Source organism: Pseudomonas sp. FBF18 (genome assembly GCF_024261405.1).
Classification (GTDB): domain Bacteria; phylum Pseudomonadota; class Gammaproteobacteria; order Pseudomonadales; family Pseudomonadaceae; genus Aquipseudomonas; species Aquipseudomonas palmensis.
Genome location: NZ_QKRS01000024.1, coordinates 27,742 through 47,851, shown reverse-complemented (window position 1 = coordinate 47,851; position 20,110 = coordinate 27,742). Strand labels below are relative to the sequence as shown.

Annotated in this window: 23 protein-coding genes; 10 read left to right on the top strand and 13 right to left on the bottom strand. The window is 64.5% G+C overall.

The features are described from left to right. Window positions 1–139: 139 nt before the first annotated feature. Complete coding sequence (locus DN387_RS24915; protein WP_054916590.1) at window positions 140–958, top strand: UDP-2,3-diacylglucosamine diphosphatase; 819 nt, start codon at window positions 140–142, stop codon at window positions 956–958. Window positions 959–983: 25 nt separating this feature from the next. Here DN387_RS24915 and DN387_RS24910 read toward each other — a convergent pair whose 3' ends face one another. Then, complete coding sequence (locus DN387_RS24910; RefSeq protein ID WP_043864120.1) at window positions 984–1,295, bottom strand: DUF962 domain-containing protein; 312 nt, start codon at window positions 1,293–1,295, stop codon at window positions 984–986. A gap of 159 nt (window positions 1,296–1,454) precedes the next feature. Here DN387_RS24910 and DN387_RS24905 point away from each other — a divergent pair, with 159 nt between their 5' ends. After that, window positions 1,455–2,540, top strand: coding sequence for an AraC family transcriptional regulator (locus DN387_RS24905; RefSeq protein ID WP_043864119.1), 1,086 nt, complete (start codon window positions 1,455–1,457; stop codon window positions 2,538–2,540). Here DN387_RS24905 and DN387_RS24900 read toward each other — a convergent pair. Further along, on the bottom strand, window positions 2,497–3,951 hold the full coding sequence (locus DN387_RS24900; RefSeq protein WP_043864118.1) for a TrkH family potassium uptake protein: 1,455 nt from the start codon (window positions 3,949–3,951) through the stop codon (window positions 2,497–2,499). The genes DN387_RS24905 and DN387_RS24900 overlap by 44 nt on opposite strands. 100 nt (window positions 3,952–4,051) lie before the next feature. Between DN387_RS24900 and DN387_RS24895 the strand changes: the two genes are divergently transcribed. Then, entirely contained in the window at window positions 4,052–4,615 is a 564-nt protein-coding gene (locus tag DN387_RS24895; protein ID WP_043864117.1) for a nitroreductase family protein, read from the top strand. Between the two features lie 128 nt (window positions 4,616–4,743). Here DN387_RS24895 and DN387_RS24890 read toward each other — a convergent pair whose 3' ends face one another. From DN387_RS24890 to DN387_RS24865, 6 genes are all read right to left on the bottom strand, one after another. Further along, window positions 4,744–6,081 carry a HAMP domain-containing sensor histidine kinase gene (locus tag DN387_RS24890; RefSeq protein WP_043864116.1) on the bottom strand — a complete coding sequence of 446 codons (1,338 nt, stop codon included), beginning with the start codon at window positions 6,079–6,081 and terminating at the stop codon, window positions 4,744–4,746. A 57-nt stretch (window positions 6,082–6,138) separates the two neighbouring features. Next, window positions 6,139–6,555 (bottom strand): Spy/CpxP family protein refolding chaperone, encoded by a 417-nt coding sequence (locus tag DN387_RS24885; RefSeq protein WP_043864115.1) that lies wholly within the window; start codon window positions 6,553–6,555, stop codon window positions 6,139–6,141. A gap of 163 nt (window positions 6,556–6,718) precedes the next feature. After that, window positions 6,719–7,396, bottom strand: coding sequence for a response regulator transcription factor (locus DN387_RS24880; protein ID WP_043864114.1), 678 nt, complete (start codon window positions 7,394–7,396; stop codon window positions 6,719–6,721). Between the two features lie 7 nt (window positions 7,397–7,403). Then, complete coding sequence (locus DN387_RS24875; RefSeq protein ID WP_054916589.1) at window positions 7,404–7,805, bottom strand: hypothetical protein; 402 nt, start codon at window positions 7,803–7,805, stop codon at window positions 7,404–7,406. A 202-nt stretch (window positions 7,806–8,007) separates the two neighbouring features. Continuing rightward, window positions 8,008–8,307 carry a YciI family protein gene (locus DN387_RS24870; protein WP_043864112.1) on the bottom strand — a complete coding sequence of 100 codons (300 nt, stop codon included), beginning with the start codon at window positions 8,305–8,307 and terminating at the stop codon, window positions 8,008–8,010. Between the two features lies 1 nt (window position 8,308). Then, window positions 8,309–8,905: a septation protein A gene (locus DN387_RS24865; protein ID WP_043864111.1), complete on the bottom strand. Its 597-nt coding sequence runs from the start codon at window positions 8,903–8,905 to the stop codon at window positions 8,309–8,311. Window positions 8,906–8,971: 66 nt separating this feature from the next. On the opposite strand from DN387_RS24865, the gene DN387_RS24860 reads away from it, so the two are divergent. From DN387_RS24860 to arfB, 7 genes are all read left to right on the top strand, one after another. Further along, window positions 8,972–9,835, top strand: coding sequence for a PHP domain-containing protein (locus DN387_RS24860; protein ID WP_043864110.1), 864 nt, complete (start codon window positions 8,972–8,974; stop codon window positions 9,833–9,835). Between the two features lie 13 nt (window positions 9,836–9,848). Then, a complete protein-coding gene (locus DN387_RS24855; RefSeq protein WP_054916597.1) occupies window positions 9,849–10,478 on the top strand; it encodes an L-threonylcarbamoyladenylate synthase in 630 nt (209 codons plus the stop codon). 128 nt (window positions 10,479–10,606) lie between these two features. Further along, complete coding sequence (locus tag DN387_RS24850) at window positions 10,607–11,305, top strand: ScpA family protein (RefSeq protein ID WP_162484885.1); 699 nt, start codon at window positions 10,607–10,609, stop codon at window positions 11,303–11,305. Window positions 11,306–11,323: 18 nt separating this feature from the next. Continuing rightward, a complete protein-coding gene (gene scpB / locus DN387_RS24845) occupies window positions 11,324–12,088 on the top strand; it encodes an SMC-Scp complex subunit ScpB (protein ID WP_043864108.1) in 765 nt (254 codons plus the stop codon). A gap of 153 nt (window positions 12,089–12,241) precedes the next feature. Continuing rightward, window positions 12,242–13,306, top strand: coding sequence for a 23S rRNA pseudouridine(2605) synthase RluB (rluB, locus tag DN387_RS24840; RefSeq protein ID WP_054916588.1), 1,065 nt, complete (start codon window positions 12,242–12,244; stop codon window positions 13,304–13,306). 702 nt (window positions 13,307–14,008) lie between these two features. Next, window positions 14,009–15,430: an amino acid permease gene (locus tag DN387_RS24835; RefSeq protein WP_043864106.1), complete on the top strand. Its 1,422-nt coding sequence runs from the start codon at window positions 14,009–14,011 to the stop codon at window positions 15,428–15,430. Between the two features lie 100 nt (window positions 15,431–15,530). Next, on the top strand, window positions 15,531–15,944 hold the full coding sequence (gene arfB, locus DN387_RS24830) for an alternative ribosome rescue aminoacyl-tRNA hydrolase ArfB (protein WP_054916596.1): 414 nt from the start codon (window positions 15,531–15,533) through the stop codon (window positions 15,942–15,944). Here the strand turns inward: arfB and DN387_RS24825 are convergent. The 5 genes from DN387_RS24825 to phhA all read right to left on the bottom strand — a co-directional run bounded on the left by DN387_RS24825 (window position 15,938) and on the right by phhA (window position 19,994). Further along, on the bottom strand, window positions 15,938–17,137 hold the full coding sequence (locus tag DN387_RS24825; RefSeq protein ID WP_054916587.1) for an MFS transporter: 1,200 nt from the start codon (window positions 17,135–17,137) through the stop codon (window positions 15,938–15,940). The two genes, arfB and DN387_RS24825, sit on opposite strands and share 7 nt — an antisense overlap. A gap of 137 nt (window positions 17,138–17,274) precedes the next feature. Continuing rightward, entirely contained in the window at window positions 17,275–17,406 is a 132-nt protein-coding gene (locus DN387_RS26100; protein ID WP_255002693.1) for a hypothetical protein, read from the bottom strand. Between the two features lie 205 nt (window positions 17,407–17,611). Beyond that, window positions 17,612–18,805: an amino acid aminotransferase gene (locus DN387_RS24820; RefSeq protein WP_054916586.1), complete on the bottom strand. Its 1,194-nt coding sequence runs from the start codon at window positions 18,803–18,805 to the stop codon at window positions 17,612–17,614. Further along, window positions 18,805–19,161 (bottom strand): 4a-hydroxytetrahydrobiopterin dehydratase, encoded by a 357-nt coding sequence (locus DN387_RS24815; protein WP_036994257.1) that lies wholly within the window; start codon window positions 19,159–19,161, stop codon window positions 18,805–18,807. The genes DN387_RS24820 and DN387_RS24815 overlap by 1 nt, the downstream gene beginning before the upstream one ends. 44 nt (window positions 19,162–19,205) lie before the next feature. Further along, on the bottom strand, window positions 19,206–19,994 hold the full coding sequence (gene phhA, locus DN387_RS24810) for a phenylalanine 4-monooxygenase (protein ID WP_043860279.1): 789 nt from the start codon (window positions 19,992–19,994) through the stop codon (window positions 19,206–19,208). Window positions 19,995–20,110: the final 116 nt, after the last annotated feature.

The window sequence follows — 20,110 nt, the reverse complement described above, 5'->3', positions numbered from 1 at the left end:
GCGGGCGGTTGCCTTGGATCGGGAGCACAGGCCACGCAGTGTACATGCCCCGACGGCCTGTCACAGGACTGCCGCACAACGGTCATGGTCGATTCACTGCCCACAGGCAAGCTCGCACAAACTCTCCCGGAGCCTGCCCATGACCCATGCCGAGCTTGGCAAACCTTCGCGCAAGCAGCGCGTGCGCACGCTGTGGATCTCGGACGTGCACCTTGGCACCCGCGACTGCCAGGCCGAGCATCTGTCGCAGTTTCTCAAGGGCTACCAGGCCGATCGCATCTACCTGGTGGGCGACATCATCGACGGCTGGAAGCTGCGGGGTGGCATGTACTGGCCCCAGGCCCATACCAACGTGATCCGGCGCCTGCTGACCATGAGCAAGCGCGGCACCGAGGTGATCTATGTGACCGGCAACCACGACGAGTTCCTGCGTCGCTACTCCAAGCTGGTGCTGGGCAATATCCAGCTGGTGGACCAGGCCGAGCACCTCACCGTCGACGGCAGGCGGCTACTGGTGATCCATGGCGACCAGTTCGACGTGATAACCCGCTATCACCGCTGGCTGGCCTTCCTGGGTGACTGGGCCTATGAACTGACCCTCACCCTCAACCGCTGGCTCAACCACTGGCGCGCGCGGTATGGCTATGGCTACTGGTCGCTGTCGGCCTACCTCAAGCACAAGGTCAAGACGGCGGTGAGCTTTATCAGCGACTTCGAGGAGGCGATTGCACGCGAATGCGTCAAGCGAGGGTTTCACGGGGTGGTGTGCGGGCACATCCACCACGCCGAAATCCGCAAGGTGGGGGAGGTGGACTACCTCAATTGCGGCGACTGGGTGGAGTCGTGCACTGCCTTGATCGAGCACTGGGACGGCACGATCGAGCTGTACCGCCTGGCCGACGCCCAGGCCCGGGAGGCCCTGCGCCAGGCCCGGGCGGTGGGTGAGCCCAGCCTCTAGGCCACGCGCAGGGGGCGGGCGATGCTCAGAACTGCACCTTGCCGCGCAGCATGTCGCGGTACAGGACAAAATCGCCCAGCAGGCTGTAGAAGGGGTAGGTGAAGGTGGCGGGGCGGTTCTTCTCGAAAAAGAAGTGGCCTGCCCAGGCAAAGCCGTAACCGGCCACCGGCACCGCCAGCAGCAGCCAGCCGTTGGCACTGGCCAGGGCGTAGGCCAGCAGGGCGATCACCAGGCTGGTGCCGACGAAGTGCAGGCGGCGGCAGACAGGGTTGCTATGCTCACCCAGATAATACGGATAGAACTCGGCAAAGCTGTTGAAGCGTGGGGGGCTGTTCACTGCGTCGCTCCCGTATCGGTCGAAGGTGGCGAAACATGCACGGCGTGGAGCCTGAACCGAGTCTAGAATTGTGTCGCAGTATCAGTCAGTGACAATAAGCGCCACTTTAGTATCCTTTGCGTTCACCGCAGGAGCGGTCTTACCCAAAAGAAGCCAGCCATGAGCGAAAGAACCACGTCAGCAAGCTGGGCCTCGGGGATCGTCAAGGCACTTGAATTCGAAGGGCTCGATTGCCCTGCGCTGTTCAAGCAGCTCGGCCTGGACTTCGCCGCGCTGGACGACCCCGACGCACGTTTCACCCAGGACTCCATGACCCGCTTGTGGCAACTGGCCGAAGAGTTGTCGGGCAACCGTGCCATCGGCCTGAACATGGCGCGGGTGGTGCGCCCGGCATCGTTTCACGTGGTCGGCTATGCCTTGATGTCCAGCCGCACCCTGGCCGAGGGGTTCGAGCGCCTGGTGCGTTACCAGCGCATTATCGCGGAGAGTTCCGACCTGAGCTTTCGCCTGGGGCCGGAAGGCTACTCGCTGGTGCTGACCGTGCATGGCGATCATCTGCCGCCCACCCGGCACAGCGCCGAGGCCTCGCTGGCCTGCGCCCTGGCGCTGTGCTGCTGGTTGAGCGGGCGCACCATCCAGCTGCGCCGGGTGCTGGTACAAGGCCCGCAGCCTCAGGATATAGAACCCTACAAGCAGGCGTTTCGTGCCCCGCTGGTGTTTGGCGCGCCCCACGATGCGCTGGTGTTCGAGCGCGCCGACATGGAGGCGCCGTTGCCCACGGCCAACGAGGCCATGGCGATTCTGCACGACCGTTTTGCCGGCGAGTACCTGGCGCGTTTTTCCGAAAGCCGGGTGACCCACCGTGCACGTCAGGTGCTGTGCCGCATGCTGCCCCAGGGCGAACCCAAGCGCGAAATGGTCGCCCAGGCCCTGCACCTGTCGCAGCGCACGCTGCAGCGGCGCCTGCAGGAGGAGGGCACCAGCTTTCAGACCCTGCTCGACGATACCCGTCGCGAACTTGCCGAGCAGTACCTTGCGCAGCCGAACATGACATTGCTGGAGGCTGCCTACCTGCTGGGTTTTGCCGACCCGAGCAACTTCTTCCGGGCCTTCCGGCGCTGGTTCGACCTCACCCCCGGGGAATACCGCACACGCATGGAGCTGGCGCGCAGTGCCGGCCCCGAGGCGTCGGCCCAGGGCGTCAGTGCCGCCAGAACGCCGGCATGCACAGAACCAGCACCGTAATGATTTCCAGGCGGCCCAGCAGCATGCCGCCGGCCAGGATCCACTTGGCGGCGTCGGGCAGGGTGGCGAAGTTGCCCGCCGGGCCGATGGTTTCGCCCAGGCCCGGGCCTACGCCGGATACGGTGCTGGCCGCGCCGGTCAGGGCAGTCATCCAGTCCACGCCCAGCAGCGAAAGCAGCAGCGCGATGATGCAGATGGTGATGGCGAAGAAGAACGAGAAGGTCAGGATCGACCGCACGATCTCTTCGTCGAGGCGGTGACCGTTGTATTTCTGCTTGATCACCGCACGCGGGTGAATCAGCTGGTTGAGGCTGGCCTTGAGCAGAATGTAGGCCACCTGGAAGCGGAAGATCTTGATCCCGCCCGCGGTCGAGCCCGAACAGCCGCCGATGAAACCCAGGTAGAAGAACAGCATCAGCGAAAAGTTGCCCCACAGGCTGTAGTCGCCCAGGGCGAAGCCGGTGGTGGTGACCACCGAGGTCACGTTCAGCGCCACGTGGCGCAAGGCATCGAACCACGGCAGGCTGGTGGTGGCCCAGTACCAGGTACCCAGCACCACCCAGGTGGCCACCAGCAGGCCGAGCAGGCCCTGTACCTGCTGGTCCTTGATCAGTGCCTTGCGATTGCCACGCATCGTGGCCACGTAGAGGGTGAACGGCACACTGCCCAGGATCATCACCACCACCGCCACCCAGTGCACGGCCGGCTGGTCCCACTTGGCCAGCGACTGGTCGGAGGTGGAGAAACCGCCGGTGGAAATCGCCGACATGGCGTGGTTGATGGCATCGAACGGGCTCATGCCGGCCAGCCAGAACCCCAGCCCGCCGATGGTGGTGATGCCCACGTACACCGCCACGATCGACTTGGCGACCATGTGCGAGCGGGGCATGACCTTTTCGGAGCGGTCCGAGGACTCGGTCTGGAACAGGCGCATGCCGCCGATGCGCAGCAGCGGCAGGATCGCAACCGCCATGCCGATGAAGCCGATGCCGCCCAGCCAGTGCAGCAGCGAGCGCCATATCAGGATGCCCGGCGACATGCTGTCCAGGCCACTGAGCACGGTGGCGCCGGTGGCGGTGATGCCCGACATGCTCTCGAAGAAGGCATCGGTGTAGCTGATGTGCTGGGTCAGCAGGAACGGCAGGGCGGCGAAGATGCACACCACCAGCCAGCTGCTCACGGTGAGCAGGTACATGTCGCGCGGGCGCAGGTGCACGTGCTCGGGGCGCCCGGGTATGACCAGGGCCAAGCCGGCAATGAAGGTGATCAGGCTGGCCCACAGAAACGACGGCAGGTCGCCGGTGCGCTCGTAGATGACCAGGGTGGCCATGGGCACGGTCATGCTGATCGCCAGGGTAATCAGGAAGATGCCGATAATGAAACCGATGATCCTTAAGGTCGGCAACGCCATGTGATCTGCTCTGGGTTGAAACGGAGGGGCGCCATTCTACCTATGGGCCTCTTTAAGTAAACGGTAGAATAGCCGCACATTTCTCGACAGGGGGTAGCCGATGGAGGCTCTCGACGCATTGCTCAACCGTGTTTCCGTTCCTCGCCTGGTAGAGCCGGCACCTGATGCTGCGCAGCGCGAGTTGCTGTTTCGGGCGGCCTCGCGTGCGCCGGACCATGGCCAATTGCGGCCCTGGCGGTTCCTGACCATCGAAGGCGCGGCCCGCGAGCAATTGGGGGCGCTGCTGGCCGAGGCGGTGCAGGCGCAGGGCGAAGCCACCGAGGCAGCGCTGGAAAAGGCCCATGCCATGCCGCTGCGGGCGCCGTTGCTGATTGTGGTGATCGCGAACGTGCAGGATCACGTCAAGGTGCCCAAGTCCGAGCAGCGGCTGGCGGCCGCGTGTGCGGCGCATGCCATTCTGCTGGCGGCATATGCCCAGGGGATCGGCGCGGTGTGGCGTACCGGCGAGCTGTCCTACAGCCCGCAGGTGGCCAAGGGCCTCGGGTTGGCGGATACCGAAGAGCTGATCGGCTTCCTGTATGTGGGCACGCCGCTTAACCCGCCGCGTACGGCGCCGGTGGTGTCTGTCGAGGCGTTTGTCAGCGCCTGGGAGCAGCCCCGCTAAGCTATACAGGCATCAGATGGCCCTTTCGCTGGCAAAGCCAGCTCCCACAGGTACGCAGCTGCCCCTGAGGACGGTGACAAGCCTGTGGGGGCCGGCTTGCCAGCGAAGAAGCCAACACCCGTCTTTATTCAGGCGCTAGCCGGCCCCGCCACCGGCAACTCCAGCGTCGCCACGAACCCGCCCTGCGCATGGTTGCCCAGCACCAGGCTGCCACCATGACGTTCCGCCGCCTTGCGCGCGATCGCAAGGCCCAGGCCATGCCCGGCCGTGGTCTGCCCCGGGGCGCGGAAAAACGGCTCGCCCAACTGCGCCAGGTGCTCGTCGGCCACCCCCGGCCCGTGGTCGCGCACCGTCAGCACGATACGCTCGCCTTCACGCTGTGCACTCATCTCGATCGGTTGCCCCGGCGGATTGAAGCGCACGGCATTGCGCAGCAGGTTGTCCAGCGCACGTTCGATCAGTGTCGGCCAGCCCTGCAGGCTCAGCCCAGGCGTGTCGTGCAGCTGGATGTCCTGTTCCGGCGCTGCGAGCTGAGCATCCTTGCGCACGCTGGCCAGCAGCGCATTGAGGTCGACCGGTTCTGCGCTGGCGCTTTCGGCATCCACCCGCGCCAACACCAGGATTTCGCTGATCAACGCCTCGAGGCGGTCGCACTCGCGGGTCAGGCGCGGCCAGTAGGCCTGCTGCTGTGCAGGCTCTGCCCGCTCGGCCAGGGCCAGGGCGATCCGCAGGCGTGCCAGGGGTGAGCGCAGTTCATGGGACACGTCACGCAGCAGTTGGCGCTGGCTGGCAATCAGGCTCTGCAGGCGCGCGCCCATGCGGTTGAAGTCATTGGCCAGCACACCGAACTCGTCGCGCCGGTTGGCCAGGCGTGCCAGGCTGTTCTGCTGGTAGGTGGTCTGCCCCAGGTCATGTACCGCGCCACGCAGGCGACTGAGGGGGCGGGTGATCGACAGGGTCACCAGCAGGCTGAACAGGGTCAGTACCACCAGGGCAATGCCCAATGCACTCAGCGGCCACAGCAGGCTGTCGCGGTGCCAGGCGTCGAGTTCGGGGTGAGGGATGCGGTAGATCAGCAGGTAGGTGTCGCCCGTGCCAGGGCTGGTGTACTCCTCGGTGAGGCGTCGCCAGGGCAGCGGCTCGCCGTTGTGCCGGCGCGCCTCGAAGGCTGCTGCGCGGCGCGGGAACGTGCCTGGCACCACGGCCTCGCCGCTTTCGTTGAGCACCTGCACGTCGATGTTGTAGCGTCGCTTGCGCAGCTCCAGATAACGCTGCGCGGCCTCGGGCCCTTGCTGTTCGTAGCGCGCCGACCAGTTCATGGCCAGGGTATTGAGCCCCGGGTGGCGGCTGAGGATCCAGGCGTCCTGATTGAGCATGTGGCCGAGCAGGATCGACAGCCCGGCAACCAGGGTGATGGCCAGCCAGAAACTGGCCAGGATGCGCCAGAACAGTGAACGCAAGGGCATTACCTCAAACGAAAGAAGCCCGACCTGCGGGGGCAGGTCGGGCGGGGTGTGGACAGCTTACTGGGCCTTGCTGGCTTTTTCAGCTTTCCAGGCTTTGAACTCGGCCCACTCGGCCTTGCGCTCTGCCTGCTTCTTCTTCATTTCATCGAACTGCTTCTGCTGCTCTGGCTTGAGCATGCCGCGGATCTGGGTGTCGACCTTGTCGTGGCTTGCCTTGAGTTCGTCCTTGAGTGCCTTCTGGTCGGCTGCCGGCAGCTTGGCCAGGTAGCGCTGGGTGATTTCGTGGCGGCTCTTCATCTGCTCGCCCATCAGTTGACGGATCTGCTGGCGCTGCTCGCGGGTCAGGTCCAGCTGGGCGAAAGGCGCTCCACCGCGTTGGTGCTCGGCGCCGTGACGGGGGCCGCCATCGGGCATGGCCATGGCTACGGTTGGCAGGGCGGCAGCGAACATCAGGGCGATAAGGGTCTTGCGCATGGTGACTCTCCTTGTTGAGGCCGGTCGTTACCGGATGTGCCCAGTCTAGGGAGATCAAGGTCAGCGGCGGTCAGGCAAGGGTAAAGCTTGGGTAAAGAGGGTGGGCGAGGGTGTTTACACGGTGGGGCGTTGGCGTGCGCCCCTTTGCCAGCAAGGCTGGCGCCTACAGGCTGTAGTAATAGCCGCGGCTGCGCAGGGCGACGATGCGCGGCCTGCCATCGGGATGCGGGCCGATCTTCTTACGCAGGTTGCTGACGTGCATGTCCAGGCTACGGTCGTACAGGGTCAGCTTGCGGCCCAGGGCGAGCTGCGCCAGTTCCTGTTTGTCCAGCGGCTCACCCGGCTGGCCCAGCAGGGCTTCGAGAATGCGGCTTTCGGAAAGGGTCAGGGTCAGCTCGCGTTCGTCGATGTCGACCACGCCACGGGCGGGGCTGAAGCGCAGGTCGCCCACTTCCATCTGGGTGGGTGTGGCGGCCGGGTGGCTGCGGCGCAGCACGGCGCGCAGCCGCGCGGTGAGCTCGCGGGGGTCGCAGGGCTTGGCCAGGTAGTCGTCGGCGCCCAGTTCCAGGCCCAGGATACGGTCCAGCGGCTCGCCGCGAGCAGACAGCATCAGCACTGGCAGTTCGGCGTGGTCGCTGCGCAATTGCTTGAGCAGTTCCAGGCCGCTGCCGTCGGGCAGCATCACATCCAGCACCACCGCTGCCGGGGCGTGCTCGGCCAGTGCCTTGCGGGCGCTCTGGCCATCATGGCAGGCACGCACCTGAAAGCCTTCCTGGGTCAGCCAGCTGCTCAGCAGCTCGCACAGTTCCTGGTCATCATCAATCAGTAGCAGCTCGCTCATGTCTCACTCAATTCAACCATTGCCGGCGCCGTCTGTGGCTGCCACTGGCAAAGATACCGCAGAGCACGGCCAACAGGGCAACTCCGGCACCAATCACGAACCATTGCTGCTGATCGGTGAGCAGCTTGGGCAGCGGGTTGGCCTGGTGTTGCTCGAGCTGCTGCCTCAGGCGCTGGTTCTCCTGGCGCAGGCGGGTCAGCTGGGCGCTTTCGCGCTCGTTCTCGGCATTTTTCAGCTGCTGCTTGAGCGCTTCGTGCTGGCGCTCACTTTCCTTGAGGCGTTGCTGCAGCTCGGAGATCTGGCTACCCGCACTCAACGACAAAGGGGTGCTGGCGGAGGCTTCGGCGGCCTTGGCGAGCGGGGTCAGCAGCAACAGGCACAGCAGCATGGACAACGGACCTTGACGCATCGGAACTCCTTGATTCCAATCGGGTGTTGCGTAGGTTGTCGGCAGGTGGACGAGAATGATGAACATTCGAGTGGATTTTAAGGCGTAGCACTACAGGCCCGCTGTAGTGGGCAAAGCCAGGAAGGGGAGCAGCGAGTGTGTGCGAAGGTGCGCAGAAGGTAAGGCGAACCGGCGCGACGAAGGGCTCGTCGCGCCGATCAGGTTACGGCAGGACCTGCTTGAATGGTTTCACCAGCACTTCGGCATATACACCCGCCGCAATGTAAGGATCTGCATCTGCCCAGGCCTTGGCAGCCTCGAGCGAGTCGAACTCGGCGACGATCAGGCTGCCACTGAACCCGGCCGCGCCAGGGTCGTTGCTGTCGATCGCCGGGTGCGGGCCGGCCAGTACGATGCGGCCTTCGGCCTTGAGCTGCTGCAGGCGCTCAAGGTGCGCCGGGCGTGCAGCCAGGCGGGCTTGCAGCGAATCGGCAACGTCTGTGGCGATGATGGCGTAGAGCATGTCAGTCCTCGGTCTTGGGGGTAGTAGGGTCGCTGTCGTGCAGGTGACGGGACAGGTAGACACCCTGGCCCACCAGGAACAGTACGGTCATGCCCAGGCTGCCGAATACCTTGAAGTCCACCCAGATGTCCTGGAAGGTGAAGGCAACGAACAGGTTGGCCGCGCCGCAGAACAGGAAGAACGCGATCCACGCCAGGTTCAGGCGCGTCCACACCGGCTCGGGCAAGGTCAGCGCATGGCCCATGATGCGCTTGATCAATACACGGTCACCAATGAAGTGACTGCCCGCAAAAGCGGTGGCGAACAGCCAGTTCACCGCCGGGGCCTTCCACTTGAGGAAGGTCTCGCTGTGGAAGGCCAGGGTCAGGCCGCCAAATACCAGGCATGCCACCAGGGTCAGCCACTGGCCCTTCTCCAGCTTGCGCTGGCGGATCAGCAATGCGCCATACACCACCAGCGAACTGATGATCAGCACCGCCGTGGCGCTGTAGATGCCGCCCAGCTCGAACGACTGGCCGGCAACATCGACCGTGCGCGGGTCGAGCTTGTAGACGATGAAAAACAGGAACAACGGGATGAAATCGATGAATTGTTTCACAGTGGCAGCCAGAAGCAGGATGTGACGGCATAATAACAAACATCAATGAGAGCGTATGCGCCACCTATGAATGTTGATCTGCACTGCCACAGCACCGCTTCCGATGGCGCCCTGTCGCCCACGGCGCTGGTCGCTCGCGCCCACGAACACGGCGTGCGGATGCTTTCGCTGACCGACCACGACACCCTCGAAGGCCAGCTCGAAGCCCAGGCTGCCACCCAGGCGCTGGACATGCAGTGGGTCAGCGGGGTCGAGCTGTCCTGCACCTGGGGCGGGGCGACGATTCACATCCTGGGCTACAACTTCCCGCTCGATGCCGAACCGCTGCAGCGCGCCGTCGAGTCGCTGCACCGTGGACGCTGGCTGCGCTCCGAGGAAATCGACCGGCGGCTGGCGCTCAAGGGCATGCCCGGCGCGCTGGACGGCGCCCGTGCCATCCAGCAGGAGCTGGGCGACAGCGGCAATGCGCCGGCCCGTCCGCACTTTGCCGAGTACCTGGTGCGTGCCGGCCACGTCAAGGACCGCGGCGAAGCCTTTCGCAAGTGGCTGGGCGCCGGCAAGCTGGGGGATGTGAAGCTGCACTGGCCAAGCCTGGAAGACACCGTGCAGACCCTGCGCCAGTCCCACGCATGGGTCAGCCTTGCCCACCCGATGCACTACGAATTAACCCGCAGCAAGCGTCGACGCCTGATTGCCGACTATATTCAAGCAGGTGGCCAGGCGCTGGAAGTGGTGAATGGGATGATGCCCGCCGAACAGGTGGGCACGATGTCGATCCTGGCCCGTGAGTTCGGTCTGCTGGCCAGCGCCGGCAGCGATTTCCATGGCCCGGGCGCCTGGTCTGAGATCGGTGTCTACCGGCCGTTGCCGGAGGACCTGCCACCCCTGTGGCGTCGATTCAAACATGAGCAGCCCACTGCACCCGTCTGAACAGGTAGAAAACGTGAGTCAATTTTTCCAGATTCATGCGGAAAACCCGCAATCGCGCCTGATCAAGCAGGCCGTCGAGATCATCCGCAAGGGTGGGGTGGTGGTCTACCCTACCGATTCGTCCTACGCCATGGGTTGCCAGATCGGCGACAAGTCTGCCGTGGAGCGCGTGCGCCGCTTGCGCGGGCTGGACAAGAGCCACAACTTCACGCTGATCTGCTGCGACCTGTCGCAGATGGGCCTGTTCGCCAAGATCGACACCGCCACGTTCCGCCTGCTCAAGGCGCATGTGCCGGGGCCCTATACCTTCATCCTCAATGGCACCCGCGAAGTACCGCGCCTGCTGTTGCACGAGAAGCGCCGCACCATCGGCCTGCGCGTGCCGCAAAACCCCATTCTGCTGGCCTTGCTCGAAGAGCTGGGCGAGCCGTTGATGAGCGTCAGCCTGATCCTGCCAGGCGACGACGAACCCATGACCGACCCGTACGAGATCCGTCAGCGCCTGGAAAAACAGGTCGACCTGATCATCGACGGCGGTTACGGCGACCTCAAGGCCTCCACCATCATCGACCTGACCGGGGAGGAGGCGGTGCTGGTGCGTGAAGGCTGCGGCGACCCGGCGCCCTTCATGGCCGAAGCGTGAACCAGGTCGCTGCGGTCGAGCCGGCCCTGGACCCACAGGCCGGCGCCCAGCAGGAGCTGCCACTGGTGATGGTGTATGGCGAAGCCATGACCGAGATGCCGGTGGACCTGTACATCCCGCCCGATGCGCTGGAAGTGTTCCTCGAAGCCTTCGAGGGCCCGCTCGACCTGCTGCTGTACCTGATTCGCAAGCAGAACGTGGATATTCTCGACATCCCGGTGGCGGAGATCACGCGCCAGTACATGGGCTATGTCGAGCTGATGAAGACCGTACGCCTGGAACTGGCCGCCGAGTACCTGGTGATGGCCGCGATGCTGGCCGAGATCAAGTCGCGCATGCTGCTGCCGCGCTCGGCCGAAGTGGAGCAGGAAGAGGACGATCCGCGTGCCGAACTGATTCGCCGGCTGCAGGAGTACGAACGTTTCAAGGCCGCCGCCGAAGGCATCGACGGCCTGAGCCGGGTTGGCCGCGAGGTGATCGTACCGCGCCTGGAGGCACCCCAGGCCAAGGCGCGCAAGCTGTTGCCCGACGTTGCGCTGGAAGAGGTGCTGATGTCGATGGCCGAGGTGCTGCGCCGCGGCGACATGTTCGAGAGCCACCAGGTCAGCCGCGAGGCGCTGTCGACCCGCGAGCGCATGAGCGATGTGCTCGAGCGCCTCAAGGGCGGCGGCTTCGTGCCCTTCGTCGAGCTGTTCACGGCCGAGGAGGGCAAGCTGGGGGTGGTGGTGACCTTCATGGCCATCCTCGAACTGGTCAAGGAATCTCTCGTCGAACTGGTGCAGAATGAGCCCTTCGCTCCCATCCATGTCCGCGCCCGGGCCGAATAACCGTACACGAGCACCCCAATGAACCTGACCGACCCCCGTGACCTGGCGCCGCTGCTGGAAGCCTTCCTGCTCGCCTCTGGCAAGGCGCAATCGCTGGAGCGCCTGTACGAGCTGTTCGAAGAGGCCGAGCGCCCTGAGCCCGGCGTGTTCAAGAAGGCCCTCGAGGTGCTGCGCAAGTCCTGTGCCGGGCGCGCGTTCGAGCTCAAGGAAGTGGCCTCGGGCTACCGCCTGCAGATTCGCGAGGACTACGCGCCCTGGGTCGGGCGGCTGTGGGAAGAACGGCCGCAGCGCTATTCGCGTGCGTTGCTCGAAACCATTGCGCTGATCGCCTATCGCCAGCCGATCACCCGTGGCGAGATCGAGGATGTGCGGGGCGTGGCGGTGAACACCAATATCATCAAGACCCTGCTCGAGCGCGAGTGGGTGCGCATCGTGGGCTACCGCGAAGTGCCCGGTAAACCGGCGATGTTCGCCACCACCAAGGCCTTTCTCGACCACTTCAACCTGAAGAACCTCGACGAGCTGCCCTCGCTGGCCGAGTTGCGCGAGATGGAACCCGAGCCATTGCTGGAAGTGGATGATGCACCGGTGCCGGCCCACCTGCAGGCCCTGGCCGACGAGAGCGCCGAGCCCGAAGCCCCGGTCGAGGAGACCAGCTTTCACAGCCTGTTGCTGGAGCTGGACTCGATGGAGCAGGGGCTCAAGACCGACTTCGACGACCTGCTCGAGCAAGCCGATGAACCCGATGAGGGCCAGGCAGCGCCCGGTTCGCCGCAGGGCTGAGCGGCCTTCGAGCGGAAAACAGCGTCCTGGGGTGCAATATCGGCTAGTCTGTGGTGCGTTTGTCGTCGGTTCGGCGTATGATTCGCGACCTTTTTTGGCGCTTGTTTGGCCAATTCAATGATTTTCAGCAGCACTACACCGGGAGGTGCCCAGATGAGTGAACAGGATCTGCACGATAGCCCGCCGCGTCCAGCCGGCGAAAAACTGCAAAAGGTACTCGCGCGCATCGGCGTGGGTTCGCGCCGCGACGTCGAGGCCTGGATCAGCCAGGGTCGCATCAAGGTCAATGGCGTGGACGCCACCCTTGGCCAGCGCGTCGACATGCACGACGCGATTTCGGTCGACGGCCGCCTGATCAAGCGTGAAGAAGCCGCCGAGACCGTGCGCCGCGTCATCATGTACAACAAGCCCGACGGCGAGATCTGCACCCGTGACGACCCGGAAGGTCGTCCGACCGTGTTCGATCGCCTGCCGCGCCCGAAAGAGGGCCGCTGGATCAACGTCGGTCGCCTGGACATCAACACCACCGGCCTGCTGATGTTCACCACCGATGGTGAGCTGGCCAACCGCCTGATGCACCCGTCGTCCGAAATGGACCGTGAATACGCAGTGCGTGTACGCGGCGAAGTGGACGAAGACATGATCGCGCGCCTGAAGGCGGGCGTGGTGCTCGAAGACGGTCCGGCGCGTTTCACCGACATTCAGGAAGCCCCGGGCGGTGAAGGTTTCAACCACTGGTACCACTGCGTGGTGATGGAAGGCCGCAACCGTGAGGTGCGTCGCCTGTGGGAATCCCAGGGCCTGGTGGTCAGCCGCCTGAAGCGTGTGCGCTTTGGCCCGGTGTTCCTCAACAGCGACCTGCCGATGGGCCGCTGGCGCGAAATGAGCCAGGGCGAAGTGGACATCCTGGCTGCCGAAGTGGGGCTCAAGCCGGTGGCGATGCCAGCGATGAAGGCCAAGGTCAAGGACAAGCTCGAGCGCATGCAGCGCAAGTCGTCCAAGCCGGTGGGCCGTGGCGAGCGCGTGCGCACCCTGCGCCCGGCCAAGGAAGGTGGCGCGACCACCGAGCGCGCAGCGCGCCAGCCGCGTGACGACTCGCCACGCAAGGGCCGCAGCACCGTGGCCGAGCGTCCGAGCGACATGAACAAGCGCAAGCCGGCGGGCTCCGCACCCAAGCGGCCGGGCAGCAGCCGTGGCAAGCCGCCGCGGGCTGAGTAAGCGCTCACACAAGCCAACCTTCGGGTTGGCTTTTTTGTGCCTGTGGTGTTTTCACGTACCTTCGCCGGCAAGGCCGGCTCCTACAGGCATTGCACTCGCAGTGTAGGAGCCGGCCTTGCCGGCGAAGGGCCGGCGCAGACACTTCAAGGCAACCGGTGGAAACTTTTTGAACCACGTCGTAAATAATTCGTTACGACTTATGGCGTACTGATTGGGCAAGCCAGCCCATCCTTCAGGCTGTAAACAAACCTTGCCGAAAACGTCGGCGACGGCCACCTTCCGTCCACGTCAACCTCTTGCCCAACCCCCGCAACCACGGTGTGATAGCCGCCATTGCCAAGTGCAAAAGCCCCGCCGCAGAGCTGGGCAAGCCATAACAAGAAATGGAGGCGCCATGCACGCCGTACACTCCCCCAGGCTCCAGAACCCCCGCCGGACCGCTGCGTCTTGTCATCCGACAGTCACGCAACGTGTTGACCCCTGCGCCAAAGCAAGGGTATACAATGCGCCGCGTTTTAACTGTGACCCAACTGCGTACCGCGCAACCTTGCTGACTCCGGGCTGATTCGCCTCGGGCTGCCGCCCGTGCCGAAGGCTCTGGTCCAAGACTCCTCAAGGTATACCACCTTGTTAATTCCGCTGCGCCACGAGCGCGGTGGGTCCGATTCCGTCACAGATAAAAACAAACAGGTGACTCCGTTCATGAGTGGACAAAACTCGCATTCAGGTGAGCTCAAGCGTGGCCTGAAAAACCGCCACATCCAGCTGATCGCCCTCGGTGGCGCCATCGGCACCGGCCTGTTCCTGGGTTCGGCCGGGGTGATGCAATCGGCTGGCCCGTCGATGATCCTGGGCTATGCGATCTGCGGCTTCATTGCCTTCCTGATCATGCGCCAGCTGGGCGAGATGATCGTCGAAGAGCCGGTGGCCGGCTCCTTCGCCCACTTCGCCCACAAGTACTGGGGCGGTTTCGCCGGCTTCCTGTCGGGCTGGAACTGCTGGGTGCTGTACATCCTGGTGGGGATGTCGGAGCTGACCGCGGTCGGCAAGTATGTCCACTACTGGTGGCCGGAGATCCCCACCTGGGCCTCGGCAGCCGCATTCTTCATCCTCATCAACGCGATCAACCTGGCCAACGTGAAGGTGTTCGGCGAGGCGGAGTTCTGGTTCGCGATCATCAAGGTGCTGGCCATCGTCGGCATGATCGGCCTGGGCAGCTACCTGCTGGTCAGTGGCAGCGGCGGCCCTGAAGCCTCGGTCACCAACCTGTGGGCCCACGGCGGTTTCTTCCCGCACGGCGTCGGCGGCCTGGTGATGGCCATGGCGATCATCATGTTCTCCTTCGGCGGCCTGGAAATGCTCGGGTTCACCGCAGCCGAGGCCGACAAGCCGAAGACCGTGATCCCCAAGGCGATCAACCAGGTCATCTACCGCATCCTGATCTTCTACATCGGTGCCCTGGTGGTACTGCTGTCGCTGACCCCGTGGGACAGCCTGGTCAGCAGCCTGACCAGCTCGGGCGATGCCTACAGCGCCAGCCCGTTCGTGCAGGTGTTCTCGCTGCTGGGCAGCAACACCGCAGCGCATATCCTCAACTTCGTGGTGCTGACCGCGGCGCTGTCGGTGTACAACAGTGGTACCTACTGCAACGCGCGCATGCTCTACGGCATGGCCGAGCAGGGTGATGCGCCGGCCAGCCTGGCCAAGATCGACAAGCGTGGCGTGCCGGTACGCTCGATTCTGGCGTCGGCAGCCGTTACCGTGGTGGCGGTGCTGCTCAACTACCTGATGCCGCACAGCGCCCTGGAGCTGCTGATGTCGCTGGTGGTGGCGACCCTGGTGATCAACTGGGCGATGATCAGCTACTCGCACCTCAAGTTCCGCCAGCACATGGACCGTACCGGTCAGAAGTCGCTGTTCCGCGCGCTGATCTACCCCTACGGCAACTACCTCTGCCTGGCGTTCGTGGTGTTCATCCTGGGCATCATGCTGCTGATGCCGGGCATCCGTGTATCGGTGTACGCGATTCCGGTATGGCTGGTGGTGATGTGGGGCTTCTACTGGCTCAAGAGCAAGCGCAGCGCCAACGGCGCCCCTGCAGTGCCGAGCGCCGCCCTCAAGTAAGCGCAGGATGCTGCAATGAAAGCCCGGCCTTGTGCCGGGCTTTTTGGTTTTGTGCACCAGGGCGGGTATCCTGAAGGCCAATTCGCGCAAAGCCAGGCCCATGCTGATCATTTCCAACGCCGTGCACATTCCCGATGACGAGATCGAATTGAACGCCATTCGCGCCCAGGGCGCCGGTGGGCAGAACGTCAACAAGGTCTCCAGCGCCGTGCACCTGCGCTTTGACATCAATGCCTCGTCACTGCCGCCGTTTCACAAGGAACGGTTGCTGGGCCTGCGTGACAGCCGGATCACCAGCGACGGGGTGATCGTGCTCAAGGCCCAGCAATACCGTACCCAGGAGCAGAACCGGGCCGACGCCCTGGAGCGCTTGCGCGACCTGATTCTGGCGGCGGTGAAGGTCGAGAAGGCGCGGCGGCCTACGCGCCCGACCCTGGGCTCCAAGACCCGTCGCCTGGAGTCAAAGAGCAAGCGCGGGGCGATCAAGGCCGGGCGCGGCAAGATCGATTATTGAAGCGTGTGGCGTACCGGGTTCAGTCGTGCCTGGCGGTACAGGTAAAGGCTGAGCAGCAGGCCGCACAAGGCGGCGATTGCCGCAAACAGAAAGATCGAGGCAAAGCCGAAACCTGCCGCCACGGCCCCCGCCAGTGGGCCAGTGATACCCAGCGACAGGTCGATGAACAGTGAGTAGGCCCCCACCGCGGCACCGCGGTTGGCTGCCGGCACCAGATTGACCGCCTCTACCCCCAGCGCCGGGAATACCAGCGAAAAGCCGAAACCGCTCAGTGCCGCACCGGCCAGTGCCAGTTCGGCGCTGGGGGCCAGCCACAGCAGCAACAGGCCGATCGTCTCCACGCTCAGGCAGGCAATGGCGACACGGTAGCCGCCCAGACGGTTGATCAGGTTGCCGAACAGCAGGCGTGCGCTGATGAAGCTGGCGCCGAACAGGCTCAGGCACAAGGCGGCGTTGTGCCAGGACTGGCTGGCGTAGTACAGGGTAATGAAGGTGGCGATGGTGCCAAAGCCGATCGAGCCCAGCGCTAGCCCCGAGCCATGCCCGAACACCCGCCCCAGCACATGCAGAAACGGCATGCGCACGCCACTGACGATCGGCGCCGCCTGCTTGGGCCAGGCCAGCGCCAGGCCTGCCGCGCACAGCAGCAGGATGCTCACGCCCATGCTCCACAGCCCCAGCTGCTGTACCAGCACCACCCCCAGCGGTGCGCCGATGGCCAGCGCGCCGTAGCTGGCGATGCCGTTCCAGGAGATCACCTTGGCGGTGTGCTGCGCGCCCACCCGCCCGATGCCCCAGCCGATGGCGCCCGAACCCACCAGGCTTTCGGCGCTGCCCAGCACCAGGCGCCCCACCAGCAGGCTGGTCAGGCTCATCCAGGGCGTGGCCTGCAGCCAGGCGGCCAGCAACATGAACATGCCGCTCAGGCCGCAGCCGGCCAGGCCGTACATCACCGCACGCTTGCAGCCCTGATTGTCGATGAGGCGGCTGGCATAGGGGCGGCTGAGCAGGGTGGCGAGGTATTGCACGCTGATCACCAGGCCGGCGACCACGGCGCCGAACCCCAGGGTGTCGTGCACGAAGCCGGGCAGCACGGCCAGGGGAATGCCGATGTTGAGGTAGCCGATGAAGGTGAACAGCACGATGGAGACGACTTGCAGGGTGACCGCCAGGGGGCGCGGTGTGACAGGCATGGAAGGTCCGGGAGGTGACGGGCTGGAGTGCCTATCATAGACCTGTGGAGCGCGGGGAGGGTTCTTGGCGGTGTGAAAACCCGTTGCCGGGGTCGTCCCCTGTCGTAGTGGTTTTCACACGCCGGGTAGTGCGCGGTTTATTCCTGTTCGGCGCTCGGGGTTTCGTCGCCATCGGAATCTGCCACGTGGGCAGGTTCGGCGCTGAGAGGAGCAGCAGGCTGCTCGGCTTGGTTCAGGCTTGGGAAGGGAAGATTCGGGATTTCATGCATCTCGTCGTTCCTCGCAAGTTTATAAGGTGGAAAGGCTGCGCAAGGCGCGCTTGGCTTCGATAAAGCCTGGGCAGGATACAGGAGTCTGGATGACAGTATGAATTTTCCTGCTGATTGGTGGCCTTCAGCGACGCTTCGCCGGCAAGGCCAGCGCCTACACGGATCGACGTTGTCCCTGTAGGAGCCGGCCTTGCCGACGAAGGGTTCAGCAACAGACGTCCGCGATGGCCGCCGCCAGCACCTGCAGCCTGGCCGCATCCGCCCCGGCGATGTTCGCCCGACCGGTACCGACCATGTACACACTGTGCTTCTCGCGCAGTTGCGTCACTTGCTGCGGTGAGAGGCCGGTGTAGGAGAACATTCCGCGTTGCGCGGCGATATGCGCGAACCGCTCGCTCAGCCCATGGGGCTGCAGCGCCTCGACCAGGCCGACCCGCAGCATGGCGATGCGCTGGCGCATGGCGTCGACTTCGTCGGCCCACAGGCGCTTGAGCGCCGGATCGCCAAGAATCGTCGCCACCACCGCCGCGCCATGGTCTGGCGGCGTCGACCACAGGTTGCGTGCAATCGATGCCAGCTGACTGCGCACATCCTGCAGCTTTTCGGCGCTGTCGGCGCATACCAGCAGCGCACCGGTGCGCTCGCGGTACAGGCCGAAGTTCTTCGAGCACGAACTGGTCACCAGCAGCTCCGGCAGGGCCTGGGCAAACAGCCTCACGGCCCAGGCATCTTGCTCCAGCCCGTCACCGAAGCCCTGGTAGGCGAAGTCGATCAGCGGCAGCAGTTCGCGGCGCTTGACCACTTCCAGCACCGCCTGCCAGTCCTGCTGCGACAGGTCGAAGCCGGTGGGGTTGTGGCAGCAGGCGTGCAGCAGCACCACGTCGCCCGTGGGCACCGATTCCAGTGCCGCGAGCATGCCGGTCACGTTCAGGCGGTTGTCTGCGCCCACATAGGGGTAGTGGCTGACCTTCAGGCCGGCACTGGCGAACAGCGTTTCGTGGATCGGCCAGGTCGGGTCGCTCAGCCAGATGCCACGCCCTGGCAGGCACTGGCGGATGAACTCCGCCGCCAGTCGCAGTGCGCCGGTGCCGCCCGGGGTTTGCGTGGCGCCTGCGCGCCGGGCTGCGAGCAGTGGCGCGTCGTCACCGAGTACCAGTTGCGCGATCAGTTGTCCGAAGGCTGCATCCCCGTGACCGCCTACGTAGCTCTTGCTGGTCTGGCCGTCGAGCAGGCGCTGTTCGGCCAGCTTGACCGCCCTGGGTACCGGGGTAAGGCCCTGGGCGTCCTTGAACACGCCAACCCCCAGGTCGAACCTGTCGGGGTTGGTGTCCCTGGCGTACGCCTCCATCAGCCCCAGAATCGGGTCGCCCGGCACGCGCGCGATGGCGCCGAAGTGCATTACTTGCGACCTTCTGCGGTGCTGGCGACCTCATCGGTGCGCGCGGCCATGATGAAGTCGTTGCGGTGCAGGCCCTTGATCGAGTGGCTCCACCAGGTCACGGTGACTTTGCCCCACTCGGTCAGCAGGCCAGGGTGATGGCCTTCGGCTTCGGAGATCTCGCCCACTGCGTTGGTGAACGCCAGGGCATGTTTGAAATTCTTGAACAGGAACACTTTTTCCAGCTGCATGATGCCGTCGCGCACTTCGATGTTCCAATCCGGGATCTGCTTGATCAGTACCGGCAGTTCTTCGTCGCTGACCTGTGGGGCGTCGGCACGGCAGGCTTCGCAATGGGCTTGGTTCAAGGCGTTCATAGGTGATTCTTCCGCAAGTGGTTGTTATAGGTGTACAGGGTGGCTCAAGCGGCCACCTTGGGGGGGAATTTGGGGGCGTGCAGGCCCAGCTGCATGGCACGTTGAACCATGCCCATGATGTCTTCGTGGGCCAGGTCGAACAAGCGCTTGAGCTGCGGCAGGGCGAAGTACACCGGCTGCAGGATATCGATGCGATACGGCGTGCGCATGGCCTCGAGCGGATCGAAGGCCTGGTGTTCCGGTTCGTCGGACAGGCTGTAGACGGTCTCCTTGGGCGAGGAGAGGATGCCGCCGCCGTAGATCCTGCGGCCCTGCGGGGTGTCCACCAGGCCGAACTCGATGGTCATCCAGTACAGGCGGGCCAGGTAGACGCGCTGTTCCTTGGTCGCGGCCAGGCCGAGTTTGCCGTAGGTGTGGGTGAATTCGGCAAACCAGGGGTTGGTCAGCAGCGGGCAGTGGCCGAAGATCTCGTGAAAGATGTCGGGCTCTTGCAGATAGTCGAGTTCTTCTTCGGTGCGAATGAAGGTGGCCACCGGAAAGCGCTTGCTGGCCAACAGTTCGAAGAAGGTCTGGAAGGGGATCAGGGCCGGCACGCGGGCAACTTGCCAGCCGGTGGTGGCGCCCAGTACCTGGTTGATCTCGCTCAGTTGCGGAATGCGGTCATGAGGCAGGTTCAGTTGTTCGATGCCGTCCAGGTACTCCTGGCACGCGCGCCCCTCGATCACCTTCAACTGGCGGGTGATCAGGGTATTCCACACCGCATGTTCCTGCGGCGGGTAATCGATAAAACCCTGCGCATCGGGCTCGCGGGCCACGTAGTGCGTCTGTTTCATGCTGCTCTCCTGATGAGGGCCTTTATTGTTATAGGGTGGCTTTCGCCATGCCCTAGGAATACCCCCTCACCCTGGTGTTTGCATCCCGTTGCCTCGTGCCCGGCGGGCGGTTCAAC

Coding starts and splice junctions, on each gene's coding strand:
- DN387_RS24915 (WP_054916590.1), top strand. CDS start 140: ATGACCCATGCCGAGCTTGGCAAACCTTCGCGCAAGCAGCGCGTGCGC.
- DN387_RS24905 (WP_043864119.1), top strand. CDS start 1,455: ATGAGCGAAAGAACCACGTCAGCAAGCTGGGCCTCGGGGATCGTCAAG.
- DN387_RS24900 (WP_043864118.1), bottom strand. CDS start 3,951: ATGGCGTTGCCGACCTTAAGGATCATCGGTTTCATTATCGGCATCTTC.
- DN387_RS24895 (WP_043864117.1), top strand. CDS start 4,052: ATGGAGGCTCTCGACGCATTGCTCAACCGTGTTTCCGTTCCTCGCCTG.
- DN387_RS24890 (WP_043864116.1), bottom strand. CDS start 6,081: ATGCCCTTGCGTTCACTGTTCTGGCGCATCCTGGCCAGTTTCTGGCTG.
- DN387_RS24885 (WP_043864115.1), bottom strand. CDS start 6,555: ATGCGCAAGACCCTTATCGCCCTGATGTTCGCTGCCGCCCTGCCAACC.
- DN387_RS24880 (WP_043864114.1), bottom strand. CDS start 7,396: ATGAGCGAGCTGCTACTGATTGATGATGACCAGGAACTGTGCGAGCTG.
- DN387_RS24875 (WP_054916589.1), bottom strand. CDS start 7,805: ATGCGTCAAGGTCCGTTGTCCATGCTGCTGTGCCTGTTGCTGCTGACC.
- DN387_RS24870 (WP_043864112.1), bottom strand. CDS start 8,307: ATGCTCTACGCCATCATCGCCACAGACGTTGCCGATTCGCTGCAAGCC.
- DN387_RS24860 (WP_043864110.1), top strand. CDS start 8,972: ATGAATGTTGATCTGCACTGCCACAGCACCGCTTCCGATGGCGCCCTG.
- scpB (WP_043864108.1), top strand. CDS start 11,324: ATGAACCTGACCGACCCCCGTGACCTGGCGCCGCTGCTGGAAGCCTTC.
- rluB (WP_054916588.1), top strand. CDS start 12,242: ATGAGTGAACAGGATCTGCACGATAGCCCGCCGCGTCCAGCCGGCGAA.
- DN387_RS24835 (WP_043864106.1), top strand. CDS start 14,009: ATGAGTGGACAAAACTCGCATTCAGGTGAGCTCAAGCGTGGCCTGAAA.
- arfB (WP_054916596.1), top strand. CDS start 15,531: ATGCTGATCATTTCCAACGCCGTGCACATTCCCGATGACGAGATCGAA.
- DN387_RS24825 (WP_054916587.1), bottom strand. CDS start 17,137: ATGCCTGTCACACCGCGCCCCCTGGCGGTCACCCTGCAAGTCGTCTCC.
- DN387_RS26100 (WP_255002693.1), bottom strand. CDS start 17,406: ATGCATGAAATCCCGAATCTTCCCTTCCCAAGCCTGAACCAAGCCGAG.
- DN387_RS24820 (WP_054916586.1), bottom strand. CDS start 18,805: ATGCACTTCGGCGCCATCGCGCGCGTGCCGGGCGACCCGATTCTGGGG.
- DN387_RS24815 (WP_036994257.1), bottom strand. CDS start 19,161: ATGAACGCCTTGAACCAAGCCCATTGCGAAGCCTGCCGTGCCGACGCC.
- phhA (WP_043860279.1), bottom strand. CDS start 19,994: ATGAAACAGACGCACTACGTGGCCCGCGAGCCCGATGCGCAGGGTTTT.